Here is a 26,958-nt window from a genome sequence, read left to right on the forward strand (position 1 = left end):
AACTATAGTTTAGTGGGTCATCTAAAACTATTGATAGAGATATAATGAAAGTGCTTTCATAAATAGAAGGCGAAATAAATAAACAAAACGAGAGGGGACGTCAAATGTTTAAGAAACTATTATTTTTAATGGCTTTATCGTTACTATTAGTTTTTGCAGCTTGTTCTAACGATAGTGAATCAACTACTAATACAAACGATGGCGATGATTCATCGGATGCAGCTGACACAGAGTTAGAATCGGTTACATTTCATTTCTTTAACGCAGCAGCACCAGGAAGAGATATTGAAACAAAAGATACTGTAATTGGAGAAATGCTATATGAAAGAACGGGCGTTAACTTCCGATTAGAGCACATAGTAGGGGACATTAACCAACGTATCGGTACAATGGTAGCGGGTGGAATTTACCCAGATGTTATCGTACCAGATGCTGAACTTCCAACGTTAATGGATGCGGAAGCCCTTATTCCATTAGATGATCTTCTTGAAGAGTATGGTCAAAACATTTTAGAGGCATATGCAGATTACCTTCATATGTTTAGACATGATGATGGAAAGATTTATCACATTCCATTTGGTCCAACAGTAAACGAATTCGTACCTAACCCGAACATCGACCAAGGGGCATTCTGGGTTCAACTAGGAGTATTAAGAGACGCTGGTTTCCCTGAAATTAATACACTAGATGAGTATATGGACCTTATCATTAGCTATGCAGAAGCAAATCCTGAAATTGATGGAATGAGAACAATTCCTTTCACAGGCTTAACGTACGACTGGAGATTCTTTGCATTCAGTAACGTGCCTAACCACTTAGCAGGTTATCCTAACGATGGTGGCGTAATGATTGACATGGAAACACATGAGGCTTCCGTTTATGCAGATTCTGAATATGCAAAAGAATGGTTAAGAGTATTAAATGAACTTAACGCAAATGGTCACCTTGACCAAGAAATGTTTGTTATGAACTATGACGAGTATTTAGCAAAGTTATCTTCTGGACGAGTTCTAGGATTCTTCGATTATGGATGGCAGTTTGGAAATGCACGTAATGCTATTAGAGATGCAGGGAACCCTGACCGTGAATACATTGCTTTACCAGTTGTATTTGATGGTGTAGAAAAAGATCAATATCTTGATCCTCCTGCATTTGTTGGTAACCGTGGTATTGCAATTACAACAGCAGCTGAAAACCCAGAGCGTATCGTTCAATTCTGGAATGAATTAATCACTGAAGAAATGCAACGTTATGTTATGTGGGGCTTTGAAGATGAGCACTATTCTGTAAATGAAGAAGGACGTTTCTATCAAACAGAAGAGCAAATGGCTCTATTGGAAAATCAAGATTTCAGACAAGAATTCGGTATGACTGTATTTGAGTGGAACTGGCCTCGTCTTAACGGTTCATTCTCTGACGGAAATGCTATTGAAGCACGAAGACAACCAGAGGTTGCTTTACTAGCATACCGTGATTATGAAAAAGAAGTATTAGAGGCATACGGTGTTAACACATTTGCTGAAATGTTTGCTCAACCTGATGAGCGTCCATGGTATCCAGCATGGAGTATAACTATTGAACAAGGTTCACCAGAGCACATCTTCCAGGAGCGTTCAAGTGAACTTCTAAGAAGACACTATGCTCGTATCGTATTAGCTGATCCAACTGATTTCGAAAATGAGTGGAATGACTTCGTAGAAGCGTACAGAGCTCTTGATGTTGAAGGATATGAAAATTTCTTTACTGAAAAAGTTCAAGCACGTGTAAACGGCGAATGGTAATCGATTTTCGAAACAAGTAACATAGGGGCTGTGACAAACCAAATAAAAGGGGTGTCATAGCTTCCCTTTTTTATCATCTTAGGTGTACAACAGGGAGGGAGTAGCGTGTCATTACAGCAAACACCAACACCAGTTGGGACTAGCCCTAAAATGCCGGCTGAAAGACCTACTGGGATAAAGTTGTTTTTTAAAAAATGTAAAGAACAAAAAGCTTTACTTTTAATGAGTTTACCATTTGTTATCTGGTTATTTATTTTCAGGTACGTTCCATTATACGGATGGACAATGGCTTTCCAAGACTTTAGACCTGCTCGTCCATTATTGGAGCAGGATTGGGCTGGAATGAAACATTTTGTGTTCCTATTTACGGACCCAAGATTTTTTGAGGTATTACGAAACACATTAGCAATGAGTTTTATTAACTTAGTTCTTGGATTTGTAACGGCGATTGGTTTAGCAATATTACTAAACGAATTACGTAATTTAACATTTAAACGTATTGTACAAACGATTAGTTATATGCCACACTTCCTATCTTGGGTAGTAGCTGCAGGTCTTGTTTCTGCTGCTTTATCTGTAGAAAGCGGTATTATCAATATTATCCTAAATAACCTTGGATTAATTGAAAACAATATTATGTGGTTAGGTGTACCAGAGTACTTCTGGGGAATCATTGGTGCGGCTGATGTTTGGAAAAACGTTGGTTGGAATACAATTATTTATTTAGCGGCGATCACGATGATTGATACGGAACAATATGAAGCGGCAGAAATTGATGGAGCTTCCCGTTTACAGCGAATTTGGTACATTACGTTACCAGGTATGCGTCCAGTTATTGTTATCCTATTAATCATGAACCTAGGTTACATTTTAGAATCAGGTTTCGAAGCACAATATTTATTAATGAATCCAATGAATATGGATTATGCGGAAAACTTGGACATATTCGTATTACGTTATGGTATTAACATGGGGAATTTCTCCTTAGCTACAGCGGCTGGAATATTTAAAACGGTAGTTAGCTTCATTTTCCTATTCTCTGCAAACTCACTTGCAAAGAGACTTGGTGAAGCGAGACTATTCTAGAGGAGGGACATCATGAAGTTTTTACAAAAATTAGCAGGTAAACGCCGAGGGATAGATGATTTAGTTTTCGATTCAGTGAACGTCGTATTTATGATCTTCCTATGTATCGTTATGCTATATCCAATGGTTAACACGTTGGCAGTAGCGTTGAACGAAGCAACGGATACAATCCGAGGTGGAATTTATCTTTGGCCAAGATCATTTACTTGGTACAACTTCGAGCACGTATTCGGTGAATCACAATTAATGCATGCCGGTATGATATCTGTCTTAAGAACGGTAATTGGTACTGCTGTATCTGTATTCTGTACAGCGATGGTTGCCTATACAATCAGTAGAAAAGAATTTGTATTAAAGAAATTTGTAACTATTGCGTTCGTTTTAACAATGTATTTAAATGGTGGGTTAATCCCAACATACCTATTAATGAGAGAGTTATCTTTAATTGGAACATTCTGGATTTACATCATTCCTGGATTAATCGGAGTATTTAACTTAATCGTTATTCGTTCCTTTATTGAAGGATTACCAGATACAATCTTTGAATCTGCGAAAATTGATGGTGCTGGTGAATTTACACAATTCTTTAAAATTGCATTGCCACTTTGTATCCCTGTTATCGCGACTGTTTCCCTTTTCGTTGCGGTAGGTCAATGGAATCAATGGTTTGACGTATTTATTTATAACTCGCACAAACCTGAACTGAGTACGTTGCAATATGAGTTAATGAAGATCTTACAAAACTCAAATGCCTCCATGACATCTGGAAATGCAGCGAGTGCCTTTACGCAAGCACAAGGTGGAGTTACAGAAACGGTAACACCGCAATCGATCCGTGCAGCTATGACAATTATTGTATCTGTACCGATTATCTGTGTATACCCATTCTTACAGAAATACTTCGTTAAAGGTTTAACTTTAGGTGGAGTAAAAGGTTAATAGGTTAGTAATTACTATCAACCTATTAAAGTATAGTTTTCACTGAATAAAACAAAGTATACCATTTAAACTTTAGATGTCAACCATACAAATTAAATATATTTTAGGGAGGAATAAGGTATGAATCATTCTATGAATGTACCTTCACTCCATTCTATTTATAAGGATTATTTCCCGATTGGTGCTGCCGTAAATTCGACCACGTTACATTCTGATAAAGATTTATTAGCAAAGCATTTTAATAGTTTAACGGCTGAAAATGAAATGAAATTTGAAAATTTACAGCCGAAAGAGAATGAATTTACCTTTGATAAAGCAGACGAAATGTTAAACTTTGCTAGTGATAATAACATGAAGTTTCGTGGTCACACCCTTGTCTGGCATAACCAAACGCCAGAATGGGTGTTCACTGAAAATGACGGCAGTACAGTTACCCGAGAGAATCTCCTAAATAGAATGGAAAACCATATTTCAACTGTTATGGGACGCTATAAAGGCCGTATATATAGTTGGGATGTTGTTAATGAAGCAATTTCTGATGAGTCAAGTGAGTTTTTAAGGAAATCAAATTGGTTAGAGATAATTGGGGAAGATTTTATTTCCAAAGCCTTTGAAATGGCCCATAAAACCGATCCAGCTGCCGCACTCTTTTACAATGACTATAACGAATCAAATCCAGAGAAGCGTGAAAAAATTTATCGATTAGTAAAATCATTAGTAGAAAGAGAAGTACCTATTCATGGTGTTGGCTTACAAGCTCACTGGAATGTATCACAGCCTAGTATTGATCATATTCGTGAAGCTATTGAAAGGTATGCATCATTAGGTATGCAAATTCAAATAACGGAAATGGATGTATCTGCTTTCGACTGGGATGATCGAAGAACAGATCTTACGAAACCTACTGAAAAAATGGCAGAAATGCAGACTCGGCGCTTTGAAGAGTTCTTCCAGTTGTTTAGAGAATACAAGGAAATAATTACTAGTGTTACTTTCTGGGGAATTAGCGACAGCTATACTTGGTTAAATGATTTCCCAGTCAAGGGGAGAAAAAACTGGCCATTTGTATTGGATGAAAAGGGAGAACCGAAAGAGTCTTTTTGGAAAATTATCGACTTTAAATAGTTTTTTGGATGTAGTGTTATTCTAAACAACTGACATTACATCCTTATAGATTGGAGGAAAACGATGTTAGACCTGATTAAGAGCGGGGAAACTAGCTACAACAGTTGGCTCCAGTATAGTAAAATTACAGATTCACCTTTGGTAGATAACTATAGTCCATTTTTAGAACATGTAGTAATACCTGAAAATACAGAAGTAATTAACTCTGCAAAAGAGGAACTCCTTTGTGGAATCTCTTCTATGTTTGGGAAATCTTTAAATATTTCAACGGAACTGAAAAAGGAATCTTTCATCTTCTTAGGAACAGAAGATAAGTATGAAATGGTGAAAGAGTTAATTGGAGTTGACTTATTAGGTCAGCTTAATAACGAAGGATATATTATAAAGTCTTTTGAAAGTAATAACAGTATTATTATTTTTGGAAAAAACGATAAAGGTGTTTTGTACGGAGTTTTCCATTTACTTCGACTAATCCAAACTGATTCTAGTTTGAATAATATAGATATTTTTGAAAATCCAAAAAACCAGTTACGCATGATAAACGAGTGGGATAACATGGATGGTAGTGTAGAGCGCGGATATGCTGGTAATTCTATTTTCTTTGAAGAGAATCGTTTTGTAAGGGATTGGGATAGAATTAAGGATTATGCTAGAATGTTATCCTCCGTAGGTATTAATGCCATTGCCTTTAATAATGTAAATGTTCATGAAGTGGAATCAAAGCTGATTACTACTGAATTTCTTCCGGACGTAGCAAAGGTGGCGAGCATCTTTAGAGCCTATGGCATAAAAACGTTTTTAAGTATCAACTATGCTAGCCCAATTCAGATTGGTGGCTTAGATACAGCTGATCCACTGGACGAAAAAGTTCGTAATTGGTGGAAGGAAAAGACGAAAGAAATTTATCAATATATTCCGGATTTTGGCGGCGTATTAGTAAAGGCAGATTCGGAGCACCGTCCTGGTCCGTTTACGTACAATCGTACGCATGCAGATGGTTCCAATATGTTAGCGGAAGCTATAGAACCATTTGGAGGAATTGTACTTTGGAGATGCTTCGTCTATAACTGCATGCAGGACTGGCGTGACCGCTCTACAGATAGAGCAAAAGCTGCATATGATCATTTTAAACCGTTAGATGGCCAATTTAAGGATAATGTAGTTTTACAAATTAAGAACGGCCCGATGGACTTCCAAGTGCGAGAAGGGGTATCTCCATTATTCGGAGCTATGCCAAAGACAAATCAATTACTCGAGTTCCAAATTGCCCAAGAGTATACAGGGCAGCAACGGCATGTTTGTTATTTAATTCCTCAGTGGAAAGAAATTTTGGATTTTGACACGTATGCCAATGGGGAAGGAACACCTGTTAAGTCCGTAGTCGATGGAAGTCAATTCCAATATACACATTGTGGAATTACAGCTGTATCCAATATTGGTAACGATGTAAACTGGACTGGTCATACATTAGCGCAGGCGAATCTATATGGCTATGGCCGCTTAACTTGGAATCCAGATTTGTCTTCTGAAATAATTACGGATGAGTGGGTTAAAGCGACGTTTGGCACTGACTTAGATGTTGTAAGTGAAATTTCGGACATGTTGCTACAATCTTGGAGAATCTATGAAAATTATACTTCCCCATTAGGCGTAGGCTGGATGGTTAATCCGGAGCATCATTATGGACCGAATGTGGATGGCTATGAGTATTCTGTATGGGGCACTTACCACTTCGCTGACTGTAAAGGGATTGGTGTTGACCGGACCATTTCTACTGGAACAGGTTATACTGGACAGTATTTCCCAGAAAACCAAACCATGTATGAGTCGTTAGATACGTGTCCGGATGAATTATTACTATTTTTCCACCACGTACCGTATACACATGTCTTAAAGTCTGGTAAAACTGTTATTCAACATATTTATGATACTCACTTCGAAGGTGTGGAACAGGCAGAAGGGTTGAAACAGCGCTGGTTAGCTTTAGAAGGGAAAATTGACCCAACTCGTTTCCGTGGGATTTTAGAAAGGCTCGAGCATCAAGCTGAGCATTCCAAAGAGTGGCGTGACATTATTAATACTTACTTTTACAGAAAATCAGGTATTCCAGACGAAAAGAACAGAAAGATCTATTAGAAGAAGTAAAAGGAAGAGGGTTTCCTTAAGCTCGATGAACATCGACTTTAGAAGGAACCCTCTTTTCTTTATAACAATTATTTTAAATAACTATAAACTAATTGAAGAGCGTGTTCAATTAGTTGTATTGCAATGTCTTCACACGCTGTGCGCCTACTAAGAGAACCTCACTCCTAGAAGGCTTTAAAAGACAGCTGCGGTTCCGCTCATTGCTTTAAAACTGTTCAAACGGGGGAATACCACCCCTTTTGAACAGAATCTTAATTTAATATATCTGACTTTAAAAAGTTTTCAGTGGCGTAAGAGGATACGCCTAATGCTGCGGAATAGATAGACAGCTTTGCAAATGTAATTTGCAGCTCTCTTTGATGCTGTTTCAGCGTATAGTCTTCAATTACTTGCTTAAGAGGGGCTTCCATCCACTCTTTCCCCATCGCTAATCGATTGCCAATGATTATCTGTTCAGGGTTAAATGTATTGATTATATTATTAATGCCAACTCCTAAGTAATAACCAGTTTGTTCAAAAAGAGATGATAATTTTTCGTTTCCTTCTGCATTCTCAATTAAATATTCTAGCTCTAAATGATTCACATCAGTATCACCTGTGGATAAAGACGCAGCATCCTCAAGAAGAGCTTTTTCAGAAGCATATAACTCCCAGCATCCTTTACTACCACATTTACATTCTTTCCCGTTAATTTCAATAATCATATGCCCCATCTCACCAGAGAAGCCTTGCGCACCTCGATATAGTTCATTATTTAAAATAAATCCTACACCAATACCGATACCGGCACTTATATAAATAAGATCTTCAAAGTCTTTTCCTGCACCAAAGCACTTTTCCCCGTATGCTCCAGCATTTGCTTCGTTTTCTATTATTATAGGAAGCTGAAACTCCTCTTCTAAATCACTTTTTAAAGGAATTTGTTTCCAGCCTAAGTTTGGAGCCAGTAATATATCTCCTTCTTTATTAACAATTCCAGGCACTCCTATTCCAATTCCGATAATGCCATAATGACTTTCTGGGGCGTTAGAAATTAAAAAGTATATTATGTTTTTCATATAGCTAAGTGTTTGATCATACGTTTCTACGTTTACGTTTAGCTTTTTTTCATTAATAATGTTTCCGTCTAAGTCAGTAAGTACTCCCAAAATATAATTAACACCTAAATCTATTCCAATGGAATAGCCTGCTGCTTTATTAAATACTAGTAGGACAGGACGTCTGCCACCACTAGATTCTCCAGGTCCAGTTTCATAGCATAATTTAGCTTCTATTAATTCATTTACTAGAGAGGAAACAGTTCCTTTTGTTAATCCCAGTTGCTGTGCAATATCTGCACGGGATATTGGGCCTTGATTTTTAATCGTTTGTAACACGAGTGATTTATTATTTACTTTAACTATTTGTTGGTTCCAGCTCATTTTATTTCTCCTCAAAATGGAATTTGCACCTATCGTTTAGAATCTATGTTGTTTAATAAGCATGATTATAGTATTCCAGTTACTTATATTATAAGTTATAACATAATAAATCCGAAAATTAAATAAAAGTTTATTCATTGGATGAACTAATAGAATTAGAAAAATGACTTTTATGTAAATGACTAAAAACATAGCGATAAATAGAGGGGACTTACAATATTCATAGTAAAAATTATTTTTTAAAATTCTTTGTTCATTCAATAGACAAACTATGTTTTTTCCGTTACAATAACATTAAACGTTTTCAACAATTCAATACTTAAAGTATAAATGAGGTGTTGTAAGCGAATAATAAAATGTTGTTTTTTAAAAGGATGGGATTAAAAAGTCCATCTACCAAAAATAAAATGGAAAAATGGAGGAATGAAAATGAGTTATTTCAAAAATGTAAGTCAAGTAAAGTATGAAGGTCCTAATTCTAATAATCCATTCGCATTTAAATATTACAATCCAGAAGAGCAAATTAACGGACAATCTATGGAAGAGTTTATGCGTTTTGCAGTATCTTACTGGCACACTTTCACTGGAGAAGGTGCAGATCCATTTGGAGCAGGAACAGCAGTACGACCGTATGATCATCTAAAAGGGATGGATTTAGCAAAGGCTCGTGTAGAAGCTTCTTTTGAATTTTTTGAAAAATTAGATGTACCATTTTTCTGTTTCCATGATTTTGACGTGGCTCCTGAAGCTGACAACTTATCAGAAACATTTAAAAACTTAGATGAAATCGTAGCAATGATTAAAGACTACATGAAAACTAGTAAAACGAAGCTTTTATGGAATACAGCGAATATGTTTACACACCCACGTTGGACATTCGGGGCAGCAACAGCTCCTAATGCAGATGTATTTGCTTATGCTGCTGCTAAAGTTAAAAAAGGATTAGAGATTGGTAAAGAGCTAGGATCTGAAAACTATGTATTCTGGGGTGGCCGTGAAGGATACGAAACACTACTTAACACAGACATGAAGCTGGAGCTTGATAACCTAGCGCGCTTCTTCCATATGGCAAAAGATTATGCAAAAGAAATCGGCTTTGATGCACAATTCTTAATTGAGCCAAAACCAAAAGAGCCTACTAAGCACCAATACGATTTCGATGTGGCAACTGGTTTAGCGTTCTTACATCAATATGGTTTACAAGATGTATTTAAGTTCAACATTGAAGCAAACCACGCAACACTTGCAGGTCATACGTTTGAGCACGAACTACATTTAGCACGTATTAACGGTATGTTAGGTTCCGTTGATGCTAACCAAGGAGATACACTATTAGGATGGGATACGGACGAATTCCCAACTGATCTATACTCCACTACGTTAGCTATGTATGAAATCATCAAAAATAACGGTCTTGGAACTGGAGGATTAAACTTCGATGCCAAAGTACGTCGTGGTTCCTTCGATACAGATGACCTATTCCATGCACACATTGCAGGTATGGACAGCTTTGCAATTGGAACAAAAGTGGCGAAGCGTTTACTTGAGGACAAAGTTCTTGAAGATTTCATTGCAGACCGATACAAGAGCTACACAGAAGGAATCGGTAAGGATATCGTAGAAGGAAACACAGATTTCCATAAGTTATCTGCTCATGCATTAGAAATGGGAACAATTACTAATAACAAATCTGGTCGTCAAGAGAATTTACGTGCGATCTTAAACAAGTACTTACTTGAAGCAACCCAAGGATAATCGTTATCTAACCTTTTCGTAAATATCAAAATGAATACAAAAAATATGCTGGATTACACTCTGTTTTCCAGCATATTTTGTAGGGATTTTGTTTTATCGGGTAGACCCATGCAAGTGAAATTTTGTACCATGGAGTATGAAAAATTGATTTATTTTAATTGTGAAAGAGCGTAAACCTACGACACTCCTGCGGGAGAAGGGTCTAGCCGAGACCCCGCAGAGCGAAGCTCGAGGAGGCCTGGCAGATCCCCCGCGGAAAGGGAGTAGGTTGTAGCGAACGAACAACCTGATTTGTATTTTCAGGGTCAAAACAACCGAAGGGAGATTTATAGATGAAATACGTAATTGGTGTGGACTTAGGAACGAGTGCAGTAAAAGTTATTCTAATGAATGAAAAAGGTGAAGTATGTAACGAAGTTTCCAAGTCATATCCCCTTATTCAAGAAAAGTCAGGATACAGTGAGCAAGATCCGAATGAATGGGTAGAGAAAACAACAGCCGCATTAAAGGAGTTAGTTAAGCAATTTAACGGAGAAGTAACAGCTATTGAAGGGATTAGCTTTTCTGGACAAATGCACGGACTAGTATTATTAGATGGAGAAAAAGAAGTATTACGTCATGCGATTCTATGGAATGATACAAGAACAACAGAGCAGTGCCAGCAAATTTATAGTGCTGTAGGTGAAAAACGATTATTAGAAATTACAAAAAACCCAGCTTTGGAAGGATTTACTTTACCTAAACTCCTTTGGGTAAAGCAATATGAAAGTGAAATTCTAGAAAAGGCTTCTGTTTTTGTTTTACCAAAGGACTACCTCCGATATAAGATGTCTGGACAAATTCATATGGATTATTCTGATGCAGCAGGTACGCTTCTTTTAAATGTTGCAGATAAATCATGGAGCGCTGAAATATGCGACCTAGTAGGAATTGATAAAAGTCTTTGTCCTCCATTAGTAGAGTCCCATGAGCTAGTAGGAACTATTACGGAAAGTTTTGCTGCAGAAACTGGATTAGCTCCAACAACAAAAGTATTTGCAGGAGGAGCAGATAACGCTTGTGGTGCTATTGGATCAGGAATTTTAACTGATGGTAAAACATTATGCAGTATTGGAACCTCTGGTGTTGTTCTTTCTTATGAAGAAACGAAAGATCGCAATTTTGATGGAAAAGTTCACTACTTTAACCACGGTCAAGAAGATGCTTTTTATACAATGGGTGTAACATTAGCTGCCGGTTATAGCTTAAGCTGGTTCAAAGATACATTTGCAAAGGACGAAGCGTTTGAATCTCTTTTAGAAGGTTTAGAGAAAGTACCTGTTGGAGCGAATGGTCTTCTTTTCACCCCATACTTAGTAGGGGAGAGGACTCCACATGCGGATGCAGTTATACGTGGGAGCTTTATTGGAATGGACGCTTCTCATAAACGTATTGATTTTGCCCGTGCCGTTATTGAGGGGATCACCTTTTCATTAAATGAGTCTATAGACATTTTCAGAGAAAGTGGAAAAACAATCGACACAATTATTTCCATCGGCGGAGGAGCGAAAAATGAAACGTGGCTCCAAATTCAAGCAGATGTATTTAATGCTAAAATTGTGAAGCTTTCTAGTGAACAAGGGCCAGCAGTTGGTGCTGCCATGCTAGCAGCATATGGTTCAGGATTATTTAATTCCTTGCAAGAATGTGCAGAAGTATTTACAGCAGAAGAAACATCTTATGAACCAATTCCTGAAAATGTAGATAAATATCAACAATTATTCAAACTGTACAAAGACGTATATGAAAAAACAAAAGACTTAAATGAAGGATTAAAAGGTTTTCGTAAAAATTAATGGCTGTTTTCGCAAAAATTTTTGATTTTTAAAGCTTGGAGTACCGAAAGGCGGCGACTCCAACCAGGACGGTGACATTACGTCGTTGCCCACAAGCGGAGCCTGAAAAGCTTCCCCGAGTAAGTTTGCTTCGAGTAATCGCAGACGCAGGACGTGGGCTGTTTTTAGGCGTAATTGGTCCGCCTGTAGCGTAGCCAAGCCATAGTAATTTGCTAAAACAACAAACTTTTAGATAATAGCTAAATAATAAAGTAAGGTAAAGTTCACGACTAGAGGTGAAGAACTTTGAAAATGACATTTAGGTGGTTTGGCGAAGGAAACGACTCTGTAAGTTTAAACCACATTAAACATATACCTGGCGTTGAAGGAATTGTTTGGGCACTTCATGATGTACCGGCCGGAGAAGAGTGGCCAATGGATAAAATATTGGAGATAAAAGAGCAAGCTGAAGCCCATGGACTTAATATTGATGTTGTAGAGAGCGTGAATATCCATGAGGATATTAAGCTCGGATTACCGACTCGAGATAAATATATTGAAAACTATAAGAAAACAATTGAAAAGCTAGGAAAGGTTGGAGTAAAGGTTATTTGCTATAACTTTATGCCTGTATTTGATTGGACGAGAACGAACTTATTTCAAGAATTAGAGGATGGCTCTACGGCACTTTTTTATGAAAAAGCCATTGTAGACGATATGGATCCTATAGAGCTCGTTTCTACTATTTCTAATAATCCAGACTTTACTATGCCTGGATGGGAACCAGAGAGACTGGAGCATTTAACAGATTTATTTCAGGCATATAAGGAAGTTTCCGAAGTGGATTTGTGGAACAATCTTCACTATTTTTTAGAGGCAATTATTCCTGTAGCAGCGGAGAATGACATTAAAATGGCAATTCATCCAGATGATCCACCATGGCCTATTTTCGGATTGCCTAGAATTATAACGAGTCAAGAAAATATAAGACGGCTCTTAAACCTTATTGATAGTCCGTATAATGGAGTAACTTTATGCAGTGGCTCTTTAGGTGCTAATCCAGAAAATAATGTAGCTGAAATGGTAAGAGAATTTGCTGACCGCATTCCTTTTGCCCACATCCGTAATGTCAAGGTATACGAGAATGGAGATTTCATTGAAACTTCCCATAGAAGTGAGGACGGGTCTGTCGATATTCTTGAAATTATGAAAGCTTATCACGATATTGGTTTCAAAGGATATGCTAGACCAGACCACGGAAGACATATCTGGGATGAAAAATGCAGACCAGGATATGGACTATACGACAGAGGCTTAGGAATTATGTATTTATGGGGAATTTGGGATAGTCTAAATAGATATAAAGAACAGGGGGATGTAAAATGATAACCCTTAACGAGAATATAAAAGGAAAAGTAGCTGTTATCACTGGAGGAGGCGGCGTCCTTTGTGGTGCAATGGCAAAGGAATTAGCCCGTCACGGTGTAAAAGTAGCCATCCTTAATAGAACTGCAGCAAAAGGTGAAGTAGTTGCACAAGAAATTAGAGATGCTGGTGGAGAAGCATTAGCTATTGCTTGTGATGTAGTAGACGTAGAAAGTGTTAAAAGGGCTGAGGAGATCGTTTCTAAGGAGTATGGTCCGTGTGATATTTTAATCAATGGTGCAGGAGGCAATCACCCTGACGGATCCACAACAAATGAAACATTAAATGTAAAAGATATAGATGACCCGTCTGTAAAGTCCTTTTTTGATTTAACATTTGAAGGATTTAATCATGTATTTAACTTAAATATTATTGGTACAGTGATCCCAACTCAAATTTTTACGAAAAAAATGATCGAGCGAAAAGGTGCAATCGTTATAAATATATCTTCTATGGCTGCTCCAAGTCCAATGACAAAGGTACCAGCTTATGGTGCTGCAAAAGCAGGGATTGATAACTTTACACAATGGCTGGCTGTCCATATGGCCCCAGTCGGTGTACGTGTCAATGCCATTTCACCTGGATTCTTCTTAACAGAGCAAAACCGAAGACTCCTTACGAACGAAGACGGTTCATTAACGGAGCGTTCTGAAAAAATACTATCACACACGCCAATGAAGCGATTTGGTTCACCAGAAGATCTACTCGGAACGTTAATATGGTTAGCCGATGAGAATATGTCTGGATTCGTTACTGGAATTTCTGTTCCTGTTGATGGCGGTTTTATGGCTTATCCAGGAGTTTAAGTTTTACGGTTAATGATTGTTTGGAGGAAAGTAGAAAACATTCATCCATGAAGATTGAAAAAAATTAACATTTCGTTCTGATAATGCAGTAGAAATAACGAAAGTTGGCTTTAAGGATTATGTAGCAAAGCTATCGGAAGTAAGTGAAATGACGATTAATAGTTATGTAAATGCCGCGGATTATTTTAATATTGAAGTAGAATAATAGTTATTGGTGATTTATAGATAAAAAATTAAATACAACAAATGAGGAGTGTTCATTATGAAATTTTTCCTAGATACTGGTAATATTGACGAAATTAAAAGAATTGCAAAATTAGGCTTAGTGGATGGTGTAACGACAAACCCAACTTTAATCGCGAAAGAAGGCCGCCCATTTAAGGAAATTATTAAAGAAATCTGTGAAGTAGTAGATGGCCCTGTAAGTGCTGAAGTTATTGGATTAACAGTAGAAGAAATGGTTAGTGAAGCTGAGGAATTAGCAGCGTGGGCTCCAAATGTAGTGATTAAACTTCCAATGACAGAAGCAGGACTAGAAGCAACGTATGAGTTAACTCAGCGAGGAATTAAAACAAATGTAACGCTAGTTTTCTCCGCTGCACAAGGTTTGATGGCAGCAAAAGCAGGAGCTACATACATCAGCCCATTTGTAGGTCGGTTAGATGACATCGGTACGGAGGGGATGTCACTAGTAAGAGATTTAAAAACGATTCTAGCAAACTATGGTTTCGAAACAGAAATCATTGCTGCAAGTATCCGCAACATTGACCATGTTGAGAAAACTGCAATTGCAGGTGCTGATATAGCAACCATCCCAGGATCATTATTACCTAAACTATGGAAGCATCCTTTAACAGACAAAGGTATCGAACAATTCTTAGCAGACTGGGAAACCGTACCCAAGGTGTAAATTACCAAAGGCCGTACTTTGCCTTTGGTAATTTACACCGGCACGTTGGTGAAGTCGTCGCACTCATTTAAAAGTCTTTTATGAGCGTACTTCTCATAAAAGACGCGCGACGAGCGAAACCAACGTAAAAAAAAAGGCCGTACTTTGCCTTTGGTAATTTACACCGGAAACTCTAAATCTCCAAAACAAATATATATCCTTAGCAGGAGGAAAGAACAAAATGACAAAAGTAGCAACTTCAATTGAACAATTAGCAGTAAATAGTATTCGAACATTATCCATTGATATGGTAGAAAAGGCGAACTCAGGCCATCCTGGTATGCCAATGGGAGCGGCGCCTATGGCCTACGAATTATGGGCAAACCATATGAAGCACAATCCAACGAATCCAAATTTCTTTGACCGCGACCGGTTTGTTCTATCCGCAGGACACGGATCAGCCTTACTCTACAGCTTGCTTCATTTAACAGGATATGATTTACCGTTAGAGGAATTAAAGAACTTTAGACAATGGGGAAGTAAAACCCCAGGTCACCCTGAGTTCGGTCATACCGTAGGGGTTGAGGCAACGACAGGTCCACTTGGACAAGGAATCTCTACAGCAGTAGGTATGGCAATGGCAGAAGCACATTTAGCAGCTACTTATAACCGGGAAAATTTCACTCTAGTAGACCACTATACGTATACCATTTGCGGTGACGGTGATTTAATGGAAGGAATTGCTTCCGAAGCAGCATCCATGGCAGGTCATATGGGACTAGGAAAATTAGTCGTTTTATACGATTCCAATGACATTTCTTTAGATGGAGATCTCCATATGTCCTTCACGGAAAATGTGGAGCAACGCTTTAAATCCTACGGATGGCATTATATCCGAGTTGAGGATGGAACCGACCTTACCTCTATCGGAAAAGCAATTGAAGCAGCAAAAGCTGAAGTAGCTCGCCCTACGCTAATTGAAGTTCGCACTGTTATCGGTTACGGGAGCCCAAATAAATCGGGGAAATCAGCTTCTCACGGATCACCCCTAGGTACAGATGAAGTAAGCTTAACGAAACAAGCATACGGATGGGAACACGAAGCCTTTGAAGTACCAGCAGTAGTTCGTGACCACTTCAAAAAAGTAGTACAAAAAGGACAAGCTGAGGAAGCTGAATGGAACAATAAATTAGCACAATATAAAGAAACATATCCAGAGCTTGCATCACAGTTCGAACAAGCAATCAGCGGTCAATTACCAGAAGGCTGGGACAAAGACCTGCCATTATATGATGTCGACGCTCCAAAAATGGCCACTCGTCAATCATCTGGAGCAGCACTTAACGCTATCGCCAAAAATCTGCCGACAGTTTTCGGTGGCTCCGCTGACCTAGCTGGATCGAATAATACAACTCTAAAAGGCTTACCGATTTTTAATAAAGAAGATTACGCAGGAAGAAATGTATGGTTTGGAGTAAGGGAACATGCCATGGGAGCAGCGTTAAATGGATTATCCCTTCACGGTGGTGTACGTCCGTATGGAGGAACTTTCTTTGTTTTCTCTGACTACCTAAGACCATCGATCCGTTTAGCAGCTATGATGAATCAGCCTGTCGTATATGTCCTAACTCATGACAGTATTGCTGTTGGAGAAGATGGACCGACACATGAGCCAGTAGAGCAGCTACCTTCTCTAAGGGTAATTCCTGGTTTAACGGTACTTCGTCCTGCAGATGCAAATGAAACAACAGAAGCATATCGTTATGCTTTCGAGCAAAAGGAATCACCTGTGGCAATGGTACTTACTCGCCAAGCATTGCCTGTACTAGAAGGCTCTAAAGAACTTGCACATGAAGGAGTAAGAAAAGGAGCTTATGTCATCTCCGATTCTGACAGAGAGGCCGACGTGATTTTACTAGCAACTGGTTCAGAGGTAAGCCTTGCAGTAGCTGCAAAAGAAGAGTTGACAAAGCAAGGGGTTGCTGTACGTGTTGTAAGTATGCCTAGCTGGGAATTATTTGAAAAACAATCAGGTGAGTATAAAGAGTCCGTACTACCATCTTCGATTAAAGCAAGGGTTGCCATTGAGATGGCCGCACCACTAGGGTGGGAACGCTATGTAGGTGACAAAGGAAAAGTAATTGGAATCCATACTTTCGGTGCTTCCGCTCCAGGAAACGTAGTGTTAAAAGAATATGGATTTAGTGTAGAAAATGTAATAGTTAATGTGGAAGAAGTATTAAAAGGTAACGAATAGGAAAGTTTAATAGAGAATAAACGATAAATTATTTTCGGGGGTGTCTCAAGAGGTAAAAATACCTGTTGAGTCGCCCTCTCTCTTTTTAGAAAATTGACAAATTGAACTTTATATCTTAATAATGATTTAAACATGCATCACTTTTAATATTAGAAAGGTTGACGATTGTTGTTGAAAAAATTTTCAAAATACAACACATTAAGAAATCAAATTTCTGCTGTATTTTTGTTAGTTATGTTTATTGTTTTGCTTCTAATCGGAGCTATTACGTATAATATTGTTTCCACCTTGCTTACTTCGAATGCAGAAAGACAAATTCAGCAAACTGCTATCCAAGCAAGTAGTCACATGGATGCTCTTTATGAGCAAATTGATATGTTAACAAGTCAAGTAGCAACAGATTCTTATGTACAAGATTTATTGTATGACGAAGTAGAAGGAGTCTCAGCCAGTTTTAACCAAAGGCAAAGTCTCATGCAATTAGTAAACTCATACCAAGCATATTTTAGAGGGGTATACTCTTTTGAATTATATTTGAGTAACTACGACCGTCTATTTCCACTAAACGAGGCAAGTTTAATAGGACGACTGGATGTAATGGCTATTCGTGACGCTAAAGATAAAAACGGTCAACTCGTATGGGTTGGAGAGGATCCAGAGGATAGTAATTTTTTCTTGGTTTTACGACAGGTTAATCTAATTGATCGTTGGTTTTCTCCAGGTGGTTTTCTTTTAACGAGAGTAAATCGTAGTTATTTGCAGTTTAACGAACAATCTAATCCCAGAAATGAACAAGAAGAGGGGTACATGTTTCTGTTAAATAAGAATAATGAAGTAATTTATTCTAGCTCTGAAAATATGTTTGATTTAATTCCTCCTCAATATGAACAGACAGTTAAAATAAATAACGAGGAATTCCTTGTAGTAACCCATACTTCTAAATTAACCGGTTGGACTACAATGATATTAACCCCTTTATATACACTAACAGAAGATACAGATGTACTAAGAACGGCAATTCTTTTATCTGGTGCTGTTGGATTTATTATTTTTCTATTGTCTTCATTGGTTCTCTCAACAATGATTACAAAACCAATTCAAAAATTAACGAAAACGATGAGCTTTTCAAAATTAGGTACTCTTAAACGAAATCCTAATATTTCTTCCACCGTTGAGATTAATGAATTAAACGATACCTATAATCAAATGGTAGATAGTATTAATCATTTAATCCAAGTAGTATATGAAAAAGAAATTACTAGAAGTAGAACAGAGCTAAAAGCACTTCAAGCACAAATAAACCCACATTTTCTGTTTAACACATTAGAAGCACTTTATTGGTCTTTAGAAGAAAATGGAGAGGATGAATTAGCGGAACACGTTATTGCAATGTCTGAATTATTTCGTTATACGATAAGTACTCCCAAAAAAGACAGCGAATGGGTTCGATTAAAGGACGAGTTATCCCACATAGAAAGATACATGCGAATAATGACAATGAGATTCGGTGAACGTTTAACATGGAATATTAAGGTCAATGAAGAAGATCTATTAACCAAAATACCTAAGCTGTTAATTCAACCTTTAGTTGAAAATGCTATATTACATGGAGTTGGAAATAAAAAAGGGGCAGGCCATGTGTCAGTTAATATAGAACGAAATATAGAAACCTCTAAACTTGTTATCAAAGTAAATGACGATGGACCAGGAATGGACAAAAACAAAGTAAACCTTCTATTAAAATCTTTAAAAGAAGGAGTAGCAGCCTCTGATAAAGGTAATGGAATGGCACTAGCTAATGTTAATAAAAGACTGCAGCTATACTATAGTAAAGATGTTGTTAATGGTTTGGCCATTAATAGCGAAATTGGACAAGGTACCTGTGTATCATTTGAAATTCCAATGAATGGAGGGGTTGGATGATTAAGTCTAAAACGATATTGATAGTAGACGATGAACCAAGGACAAGAGAAGGGATAAAGAAAAAGCTGGATATATGGGCAGAAGGAAAATTAGAAATTTTAATGGCATCTGATGGCAGTGAAGCAATGGAAATATTTAATAGAAAAAAAATAAATTTAATTATTACAGATATCCGAATGCCAGAAATGACTGGTTTACGTATGTTAGAGTCTATAAAACAGAAGAAACAGAATCCTGTTGTTATCATTATGTCAGCATATTCTGAGTTTGATTATGCACAAGAAGCCATTCGTCTTGGTGTAGTAAATTATTTACTAAAACCTGTATCGAGTAAAAAATTAATAGAAGCTGTGGAAGAAGCTCTAGAAATAGAAGCTCTGCGTGATAGAACTGGCAGGATAGAAAATGCTATTGATCACAAGTTAATTGACTTAAAACAAATAGAATTAGAAAAGGAATCCCCCATTCAAGAAGCAATGAAATTCGTGGCCGAGAATTTACAAACCCAATTCAATTTAAAAGATGTGGCAAAACATATTCATCTTAATCCAAGTTATTTTAGTGCACTATTTAAAGAACAAACGGATTTGAATTTCAGTGAATATGTAACAAGAAGTCGGGTTCAAAAGGCAAAAAAACTATTATTAACTACAAATTTATCTATTAATGAAATATCTGAAAAAGTGGGCTATCAAACAACGAAATACTTTATAAAAGTATTTAAAGAGTACGAAAAAATGACCCCATCCAAGTATCGAAAAGAATTTACTGATAGTGAAAGCGTATTCTAAAGATAATGGTATTTTCCCTGAAGGTTGTTACCTTATTGTATTCCAATTCCGGTGCTATACTTTATTTATGGAAGCGGTAACACTATACTACAAAAAAACTAGGGGGAATTGAAAAAATGTTTAGAAAATCGTTTACCACTTTATTTGTGGTTAGTATTCTATCAATTTTATTTGTTGCGGGATGCTCAAACAATGAATCCAGCGGTAATCAAGGGGCTGAAGGTGAAGAAGAGGTTACTATTAATTTCATGCACTTATGGCCAGCTGGTAGTTCACCGGATCATCATAGAATTGTAAATGAAATTATTGCTGAATTTGAAGAGTTACATTCTAATGTAACTGTAGAATTGGAAGTTTTAGAGAATGAGCAATATAAAAATCAGTTACAAGTAATTTCCTCATCCAACCAATTGCCAGATGTCGGTATGACATGGCCTGCAGGATTTATGGAGCCTTACGTAAGAGGAGAAAGATTTGCATCACTTGATGATATTTTAGATGATGACTTCAAAAATTCTTTCGTTGCCGGTACTAGGGAAGCTTATGAAGTGAATGGAACAACGTATGCTCTACCGTTAGAATTAAATATTGCACCTGTTTTCTATAACAAAGCTATTTTTGAAGAAAATGGAGTTGAAGTTCCAGAAACGTATGAAGAATTTTTAGAAGTAGTAGATACATTGGTAGCTAACGGTGTGACACCAATCGCACTTGGTAATAGAGATCGTTGGACTGGCTCTTTATGGTATATGTATTTAGCTGACAGAATTGGTGGAGATACTGCCCTTAATTCAGCAATTGACCGTAGTGGATCCTTTGAAAATGAAAGTTTAATAGAAGCAGCTGCAGAAATTCAAAACTTAGTAGAAAGAAATGCCTTTATACGAGGGTTTAATGGTTTGTCTGACCAAGAAGCGAAATCAGAGTTTATGAACAGCAATGCAGCAATGTATTTAATTGGATCATGGGATTTACCAAATTACACAACAAATGAAGAGGTTCCTCAAGAGTTTAGAGACAGCATAGGTTTCTTTAAATTTCCACAAGTAGAAGGTGGCGCTGGAGATATCAATAGCTGGGTTGGTGGACCTGGAGTTGGACTCTTTGTTTCTGAGAACTCAGATGTTAAAGAAGAAGCAAAAGCATTTGTTAAGTACTTTGTGGAGAGATGGGGAAATCAAGCAGTTGTGGACGCTGGTGTTATTCCAGGAACACAAGTAGATACGGAAGCAGTAGACTTACCTGATTTATTCATTGAAGTATTAGAAGATCTAAACAATGCTTCTAATATTACATTGTTTGCAGATGTACAAATGAGTGCAAGTGTAGCAGAAACTCATCTAGACTTAATTCAAGCGTTATTTGGAAATGAAGTAACCCCTGAAGATTATGCAAAACAACATGAAGAAGCATTGTCGCAAGAAGATTAATTAACCATAAAACTATTACAGTAGGTTTCAAATAATTTTCATGAATGCTGTAAGAGGGTGACAATTGCAGGGAGTGTTTACACTTTGCAGTCACCCTCTTTATTAAAGGCTGTTTTCGCAAACTTTGTTGCTTTTTTAGACAGCATGGAGAAGCGAAAGGCGGCGACTCCAGCGACGAGCGTTGCTTCACGAGTATGCTTCGAGTTGTCTCGACGGATGCAGCTCCAGAGAGTTACTAGTAGAGGAAGAGACAGAAACTTTAACAGCTGAAGACACCGGTGCGACGAGTAATCGCAGGAGCAATCTATGCGAAAAGATCCTTATAAAGCATAGTTATTTTTTATAGAAGGGGGAGAGGTTAAATGAATAAAGTAATGTCTGATAAAAAGGTTATTGCATTGTACGTGCTTCCTGCATTCCTATTACTTATGATTCTCGTTTATGTCCCAATCGTCCTGACAGGCTATTACGGGTTAATGAAGTGGGATGGTATTGGGAGAATGGAATTTATTGGTTTAGATAATTATATCAGATTATTATCCGATGGAATGTTTTGGAGAAGTGCTTACCATTCTTTACTGTTAGCCATATTTTCTGTAATTAGTTTAGTAGGTTATTTAATTATCTCTCTTGTATTATCAGGAAAGATTAAAGGTGCAGATTTATTTAGAAAAATTTATTTAATTCCTATGCTACTGTCCTCTGTAGCGATTGCTCAACTATGGATGCGAATATATCACCCAACGAACGGTGTAATGAATAGATTTCTTATGTCATTAGGTATAGATGAACCGCCTCTCTGGCTAGCGGATACGAATATTGTTCTTTATGCCATTTTCATTCCGATTATTTGGCAATACGCTGGATTTTATATTTTGATTTATTATGCTGCATTACGTAATGTTCCTAATGAATTAGTGGAAGCAGCGAGAATTGATGGGGCAACACCTTGGCAAATTGGATATAAAATCAAATTGCCTTTAATTGCTGGAGTAATAAAAGTAACAATTGTTTTAGCCATTGTAGGTTCACTAAAGTACTTTGACTTAATTTGGGTAATGACTGGTGGAGGACCGAATGGAGCCAGTGAAGTAATTGCCTCGTACATGTATAAGCAAGCATTTAGTCAATACAATTTTGGATATGGTAGTGCTATCGGCTTCTCTTTACTTCTACTTTGTTTAGGGGTAACTTGGCTAATTCGTAAATTAACAGTAAACAAAGATGATCAAATACAATACTAAAAGGAGGATTGGCAATGCAGACAGAAATTCAAAGTAAAACAAATACGTCAGCAGCAAAAACGAATGTATCGTTATTACAACGTATAGCTAAAATCTTTTTATATTTAACCCTTATTATTGTAGCTATTGTCCAAGTCCTTCCTTTAATATGGTTATTTCTATTTTCATTAAAAAATAATCAAGAGGTGTTTAATTCCCCGCCACTATCTATCCCAACAGACCCTAAATGGGATAATTATATTAGGGCGTGGACAGAAGGAAACATCGGACAATACTTTTTTAATAGTGTATTCATTACAGCATCAGCCGTTATTTTAACTGTTCTGTTGGCCAGTTTAGTGACTTTTGCAATTACACGTATGAATTGGAAGTTAAATAAACTAGTTTTGGGCTTATTTATGGTAGGACTTATGATTCCCGTCCATTCCACTCTTATCCCTTTATTTAACTTCTTTATCAATATTAACTTAATGGACCATCCGTTAGCGATTATTTTAACGTACACGGCATTTAATTTACCAATTACAATTATGATTTTACTAGGATTTTATTATACACTCCCACGAGAATTGGAAGAAGCAGCAATTATGGATGGTTGCTCCATACACCGTTTATTCTTCCGAATCGTATTACCGATGACTGCACCAGTTGTAGCAACGACAGCAATCATTAATATGATTTACAATTGGAATGAATTTGTATTTGTAAATACATTTATAAGCTCTGACAAATATAAAACCCTAACCGTTGGTATTCAAAATTTTATAGGACAATACCAAACAGATTGGGGCGCCATTGGTGCAACTTTAATGATAAGTATACTTCCAATTTTAATTGCATTTGTAATATTAAGTAATCGTATAGTGGAAGGTATTACTTCAGGTTCAGTAAAGGGTTAATGAAATTTAAGATTTGTGTATCGTATAAACTAGTCCCCTGCATAGGTGTGGGGGGCTTTTTATAAGAAGAACCTAGTGTATTATCTATTTTGTTTTTATGTTCAATAAATGAAAGCGTTATACTTTCTTAAGTATATACTAAATTATCCATGGATTTTATCTGTTAAACGCTATAGTATAATAGTTTTATATTCTGTTTTTTAGACTGGAGGAGGTTTATCATGGCAACAATTCAAAATCCAATATTAACAGGTTTTAACCCAGACCCAAGTATTTGTCGCGTAGGTGAAGACTACTATATAGCTGTATCTACCTTTGAATGGTTTCCAGGAGTGGGAATCTATCATTCAAAGGATTTAAAAAATTGGCGATTAGTTTCTAGACCATTAAATAGATTAAGTCAATTAAATATGATGGGTAACCCAAACTCTGGTGGTATTTGGGCTCCACAGCTTTCACATGCAGATGGACAGTTCTATTTAATTTATACAGATGTAAAAGTAACAGAAGGTCAATGGAAAGATTCCCACAACTACTTAACTACTTGTAAAACGATTGATGGAGAATGGGCTGATCCTATATACATGAACAGTTCAGGCTTCGATCCGTCTTTATTCCATAACGATGATGGAAAAAAATATTTTGTAAACATGGTATGGGATCAGCGTGTAGGCAACCATCCATTTTACGGAATCGTACTGCAGGAATATAATCACGAAGAACAAAAGCTAGTTGGGAAAAAGGAAGTAATTTTTAAAGGGACAGATATTAAATTAACAGAAGCACCACATCTTTATAAAATTAATGATTACTACTATCTATTAACAGCAGAAGGTGGAACCAAGTACGACCATTGTGCTACAATCGCACGTTCTAAGGATCTATGGGGACCATATGAAGTTCATCCAGAGAATCCTTTAATTACTTCATTCCCTTATCCGAGAAATCCATTACAAAAGGCAGGGCATGCTTCGATTGTACAAACCCATACAGACGAATGGTTTTTAGTACATTTAACGGGACGCCCATTATCGAGAGAAGGTCAACCTTTGCTAGATCCTAGAGGATACTGTCCCCTTGGAAGAGAAACGGCGATCCAAAGGTTGGAGTGGAAGAACGATTGGCCATATGTTGTTGGCGGAAATCAACCGTCCCTTGAGATTGAAGGACCGAAGATCGAAGAACATGTTTGGGAAAGTGATTATCCTGAAAAAGACGATTTCGATTCGGAAACATTAAATTTAAACTTCCAATCATTACGTATTCCGTTAGGAGAAGACATTGTTTCTCTAAAAGATAACCCAGGGCATTTACGTCTGTACGGAAGGGAATCCTTAACTTCTAAGTTTACACAAGCCCATGTAGCACGACGTTGGCAGCATTTTAATTTTACAGCGGAAACAAAGGTAGCATTCCAGCCAGAATCATTTCAACAATCTGCAGGGTTAGTAAACTATTACAACACGGAAAACTGGACGTCCCTGCAAATTTCATGGCATGAGGAAAAAGGAAGAATTCTAGAACTTTACACATGTGATAACTTTACTTTTGCTCAACCGTTAAGTGGGAATGAAATTGTCATCCCTGAAGATGTGGAATATGTTTACCTCCGTGTTGATGTGAAAACGGCAATTTATAACTATTCCTACTCCTTTGATGGAGAAAATTGGACGGAGATTCCAATTGATTTTGAATCTCACAAGCTTTCTGATGATTATATTCAAGGCGGCGGATTCTTCACAGGGGCATTTGTAGGAATGCAATGCCAAGATACTTCCGGAGAAAAAAAGTTTGCTGACTTTGATTATTTTATTTATAAAGCCCAAAACTAATAGTCAAACGTTTCAAATAGAGCTAGAAAGGCAAGGTTGATGAGACCTTGCCTTTTTAAGTCTTAAGTACATGGAATTTACTTATTATTTGTACTTCGGTAACCAATCCCCATGTGCTTCAATAAGGTCATCACACATAGAGATGATATCATCCATAGATAGCTCCGAATTGGTGTGGGGATCTAAGAGAGCAGCTTGATAAATATGTTCTTTCTTTAACGTAATAGCAGCTTCAATCGTTAAAAACTGTGTATTAATGTTGGTACGGTTCAATGCAGCTAATTGCTCTGGTAATTCTCCCACATAGGAAGGAAGAACTCCACTTCGGTCAACTACGCACGGAACTTCTACACAAGCCTTCGTCGGTAAGTTAGAGATTAATCCTCCTGTGTTTAGGACGTTACCGCCAAATTTAAACGGAACATTCGTTTCCATCGCCTCAATTATGTAAGAACTATATTCGTGTGTTCTTTCATGGTGCAACTGCCTGTTATTTACCATTTCTTCACGCATTTTTGTCCAATTATTGATCTGTTCCACACAACGACGTGGATATTCATCTAAAGGAATGTTAAAACGATCAATTAATTCCGGATAACGCTCTTTAATGAAATATGGGTGATATTCTGCATTGTGTTCCGAAGATTCTGTTACGTAATACCCAAATTTATCCATTAATTCGAAACGGACCATATCATTATGCTTCGACTTCTGCTTCTCCTTGGCACGCTTTTTTATTTCTGGATATAGATCTACTCCATTTTTTTTAACCTCTAGTAACCATGCCATATGATTGATCCCTGCAATTTTTTCTTGAATACCATCATGTTCCATATCAAGAGATTTAAATAAATGCTCCGTACAAATTTGGACACTATGACATAAGCCTACCGTTTGAATATTAGTATAACGAAGCATGGTTCCCGTTAAGGTGGCCATAGGGTTTGTATAATTTAAAAACAAGGCATCAGGGCAAACCTCTTCCATATCCTTTGAAAAATCTAGCATTACTGGAATAGTTCTTAGGCTGCGGAAAATACCCCCTATTCCAATGGTATCAGCAATCGTTTGTCTTAAGCCGTATTTTTTAGGGATTTCGAAGTCAATTACCGTGCTAGGTTCATAACCGCCTATCTGTACGGCGTTGATCACGTATTTAGCTCCCCTTAATGACTCTTTACGATCCAAATAAGCCTTGACTTTAATCGATGGATTATATTTTTCCGTTAAGTTTAAGAGCATTTTTTCTGAATCTTTTAATCTTGTCTCATCAATATCATGTAAAGCAAACTCAAACCCGTTTAATGCTTCTACAAACATACAGTCTCCTAGTACATTTTTTGCAAAAACAGTACTACCAGCTCCGATAAAAGTAATTTTGGACATAGTGAAACCT

20 protein-coding genes and 1 pseudogene are annotated in these 26,958 nt (G+C 37.2%); 19 read left to right on the forward strand and 2 right to left on the reverse strand.

What is annotated here, in order from left to right; translation table 11 throughout:
- Positions 1–104 precede the first annotated feature (104 nt).
- From J2S74_RS16090 to J2S74_RS16110, 5 genes are all read left to right on the forward strand, one after another.
- Positions 105–1,781, forward strand: a complete 1,677-nt coding sequence (locus tag J2S74_RS16090) for an extracellular solute-binding protein (protein WP_307327163.1) — start codon at positions 105–107, stop codon at positions 1,779–1,781.
- Positions 1,782–1,931: 150 nt separating this feature from the next.
- Positions 1,932–2,867, forward strand: a complete 936-nt coding sequence (locus J2S74_RS16095; protein WP_307327285.1) for an ABC transporter permease — start codon at positions 1,932–1,934, stop codon at positions 2,865–2,867.
- Positions 2,868–2,879: 12 nt separating this feature from the next.
- A complete protein-coding gene (locus J2S74_RS16100) occupies positions 2,880–3,806 on the forward strand; it encodes a carbohydrate ABC transporter permease (RefSeq protein ID WP_307327165.1) in 927 nt (308 codons plus the stop codon).
- 120 nt (positions 3,807–3,926) lie between these two features.
- On the forward strand, positions 3,927–4,931 hold the full coding sequence (locus J2S74_RS16105) for an endo-1,4-beta-xylanase (RefSeq protein WP_307327167.1): 1,005 nt from the start codon (positions 3,927–3,929) through the stop codon (positions 4,929–4,931).
- 63 nt (positions 4,932–4,994) lie between these two features.
- A complete protein-coding gene (locus J2S74_RS16110) occupies positions 4,995–7,067 on the forward strand; it encodes an alpha-glucuronidase family glycosyl hydrolase (protein ID WP_307327169.1) in 2,073 nt (690 codons plus the stop codon).
- A 260-nt stretch (positions 7,068–7,327) separates the two neighbouring features.
- Here the strand turns inward: J2S74_RS16110 and J2S74_RS16115 are convergent, their stop codons facing one another.
- Positions 7,328–8,497, reverse strand: a complete 1,170-nt coding sequence (locus J2S74_RS16115; protein ID WP_307327171.1) for an ROK family transcriptional regulator — start codon at positions 8,495–8,497, stop codon at positions 7,328–7,330.
- 429 nt (positions 8,498–8,926) lie between these two features.
- On the opposite strand from J2S74_RS16115, the gene xylA reads away from it, so the two are divergent.
- From xylA to J2S74_RS16180, 14 genes and pseudogenes are all read left to right on the forward strand, one after another.
- A complete protein-coding gene (xylA, locus tag J2S74_RS16120) occupies positions 8,927–10,252 on the forward strand; it encodes a xylose isomerase (RefSeq protein ID WP_307327172.1) in 1,326 nt (441 codons plus the stop codon).
- Positions 10,253–10,584: 332 nt separating this feature from the next.
- The gene (xylB, locus tag J2S74_RS16125) at positions 10,585–12,087 is read left to right on the forward strand and encodes a xylulokinase (protein WP_307327174.1); all 1,503 of its coding nucleotides are present in this window, start codon (positions 10,585–10,587) and stop codon (positions 12,085–12,087) included.
- Positions 12,088–12,158: 71 nt separating this feature from the next.
- Positions 12,159–12,281: a hypothetical protein gene (locus tag J2S74_RS16130; RefSeq protein ID WP_307327176.1), complete on the forward strand. Its 123-nt coding sequence runs from the start codon at positions 12,159–12,161 to the stop codon at positions 12,279–12,281.
- Between the two features lie 91 nt (positions 12,282–12,372).
- Entirely contained in the window at positions 12,373–13,452 is a 1,080-nt protein-coding gene (gene uxuA, locus J2S74_RS16135) for a mannonate dehydratase (RefSeq protein ID WP_307327177.1), read from the forward strand.
- Positions 13,449–14,297 (forward strand): SDR family oxidoreductase, encoded by an 849-nt coding sequence (locus J2S74_RS16140; RefSeq protein ID WP_307327180.1) that lies wholly within the window; start codon positions 13,449–13,451, stop codon positions 14,295–14,297. Before uxuA ends, J2S74_RS16140 begins: the two co-directional genes overlap by 4 nt.
- Positions 14,298–14,376: 79 nt before the next feature.
- A pseudogene (locus J2S74_RS27460) lies at positions 14,377–14,502 on the forward strand (hypothetical protein); the annotation flags it as partial.
- Positions 14,503–14,559: 57 nt separating this feature from the next.
- Positions 14,560–15,207: a fructose-6-phosphate aldolase gene (gene fsa / locus J2S74_RS16145; protein ID WP_307327182.1), complete on the forward strand. Its 648-nt coding sequence runs from the start codon at positions 14,560–14,562 to the stop codon at positions 15,205–15,207.
- Positions 15,208–15,427: 220 nt separating this feature from the next.
- A complete protein-coding gene (tkt, locus tag J2S74_RS16150; protein WP_307327184.1) occupies positions 15,428–17,443 on the forward strand; it encodes a transketolase in 2,016 nt (671 codons plus the stop codon).
- 168 nt (positions 17,444–17,611) lie between these two features.
- Positions 17,612–19,366, forward strand: coding sequence for a cache domain-containing sensor histidine kinase (locus J2S74_RS16155; RefSeq protein ID WP_307327187.1), 1,755 nt, complete (start codon positions 17,612–17,614; stop codon positions 19,364–19,366).
- Positions 19,363–20,157, forward strand: a complete 795-nt coding sequence (locus J2S74_RS16160; protein WP_307327189.1) for a response regulator transcription factor — start codon at positions 19,363–19,365, stop codon at positions 20,155–20,157. The genes J2S74_RS16155 and J2S74_RS16160 overlap by 4 nt, the downstream gene beginning before the upstream one ends.
- A 116-nt stretch (positions 20,158–20,273) precedes the next feature.
- Entirely contained in the window at positions 20,274–21,587 is a 1,314-nt protein-coding gene (locus tag J2S74_RS16165) for an extracellular solute-binding protein (protein ID WP_307327191.1), read from the forward strand.
- Between the two features lie 362 nt (positions 21,588–21,949).
- A complete protein-coding gene (locus J2S74_RS16170) occupies positions 21,950–22,831 on the forward strand; it encodes a carbohydrate ABC transporter permease (RefSeq protein WP_307327192.1) in 882 nt (293 codons plus the stop codon).
- Positions 22,832–22,845: 14 nt separating this feature from the next.
- Positions 22,846–23,730, forward strand: a complete 885-nt coding sequence (locus J2S74_RS16175; protein ID WP_307327194.1) for a carbohydrate ABC transporter permease — start codon at positions 22,846–22,848, stop codon at positions 23,728–23,730.
- A gap of 221 nt (positions 23,731–23,951) precedes the next feature.
- A complete protein-coding gene (locus J2S74_RS16180) occupies positions 23,952–25,562 on the forward strand; it encodes a glycoside hydrolase family 43 protein (RefSeq protein WP_307327196.1) in 1,611 nt (536 codons plus the stop codon).
- 84 nt (positions 25,563–25,646) lie between these two features.
- Here the strand turns inward: J2S74_RS16180 and J2S74_RS16185 are convergent, their stop codons facing one another.
- Positions 25,647–26,948 (reverse strand): alpha-glucosidase/alpha-galactosidase, encoded by a 1,302-nt coding sequence (locus J2S74_RS16185; protein WP_307327198.1) that lies wholly within the window; start codon positions 26,946–26,948, stop codon positions 25,647–25,649.
- Positions 26,949–26,958: the final 10 nt, after the last annotated feature.

This window comes from Evansella vedderi (assembly GCF_030813435.1).
Lineage (GTDB): Bacteria > Bacillota > Bacilli > Bacillales > Salisediminibacteriaceae > Evansella > Evansella vedderi.

Bases quoted from the DNA above. Each gene is read 5' to 3' on its own strand.
- fsa (WP_307327182.1), top strand. From the start codon at position 14,560: ATGAAATTTTTCCTAGATACTGGTAATATTGACGAAATTAAAAGAATT.
- J2S74_RS16175 (WP_307327194.1), top strand. From the start codon at position 22,846: ATGCAGACAGAAATTCAAAGTAAAACAAATACGTCAGCAGCAAAAACG.
- J2S74_RS16100 (WP_307327165.1), top strand. From the start codon at position 2,880: ATGAAGTTTTTACAAAAATTAGCAGGTAAACGCCGAGGGATAGATGAT.
- J2S74_RS16165 (WP_307327191.1), top strand. From the start codon at position 20,274: ATGTTTAGAAAATCGTTTACCACTTTATTTGTGGTTAGTATTCTATCA.
- J2S74_RS16185 (WP_307327198.1), bottom strand. From the start codon at position 26,948: ATGTCCAAAATTACTTTTATCGGAGCTGGTAGTACTGTTTTTGCAAAA.
- J2S74_RS16110 (WP_307327169.1), top strand. From the start codon at position 4,995: ATGTTAGACCTGATTAAGAGCGGGGAAACTAGCTACAACAGTTGGCTC.
- J2S74_RS16160 (WP_307327189.1), top strand. From the start codon at position 19,363: ATGATTAAGTCTAAAACGATATTGATAGTAGACGATGAACCAAGGACA.
- xylA (WP_307327172.1), top strand. From the start codon at position 8,927: ATGAGTTATTTCAAAAATGTAAGTCAAGTAAAGTATGAAGGTCCTAAT.
- tkt (WP_307327184.1), top strand. From the start codon at position 15,428: ATGACAAAAGTAGCAACTTCAATTGAACAATTAGCAGTAAATAGTATT.
- J2S74_RS16140 (WP_307327180.1), top strand. From the start codon at position 13,449: ATGATAACCCTTAACGAGAATATAAAAGGAAAAGTAGCTGTTATCACT.
- J2S74_RS16115 (WP_307327171.1), bottom strand. From the start codon at position 8,497: ATGAGCTGGAACCAACAAATAGTTAAAGTAAATAATAAATCACTCGTG.
- J2S74_RS16095 (WP_307327285.1), top strand. From the start codon at position 1,932: ATGCCGGCTGAAAGACCTACTGGGATAAAGTTGTTTTTTAAAAAATGT.
- J2S74_RS16090 (WP_307327163.1), top strand. From the start codon at position 105: ATGTTTAAGAAACTATTATTTTTAATGGCTTTATCGTTACTATTAGTT.
- J2S74_RS16170 (WP_307327192.1), top strand. From the start codon at position 21,950: ATGAATAAAGTAATGTCTGATAAAAAGGTTATTGCATTGTACGTGCTT.
- J2S74_RS16105 (WP_307327167.1), top strand. From the start codon at position 3,927: ATGAATCATTCTATGAATGTACCTTCACTCCATTCTATTTATAAGGAT.
- J2S74_RS16180 (WP_307327196.1), top strand. From the start codon at position 23,952: ATGGCAACAATTCAAAATCCAATATTAACAGGTTTTAACCCAGACCCA.
- xylB (WP_307327174.1), top strand. From the start codon at position 10,585: ATGAAATACGTAATTGGTGTGGACTTAGGAACGAGTGCAGTAAAAGTT.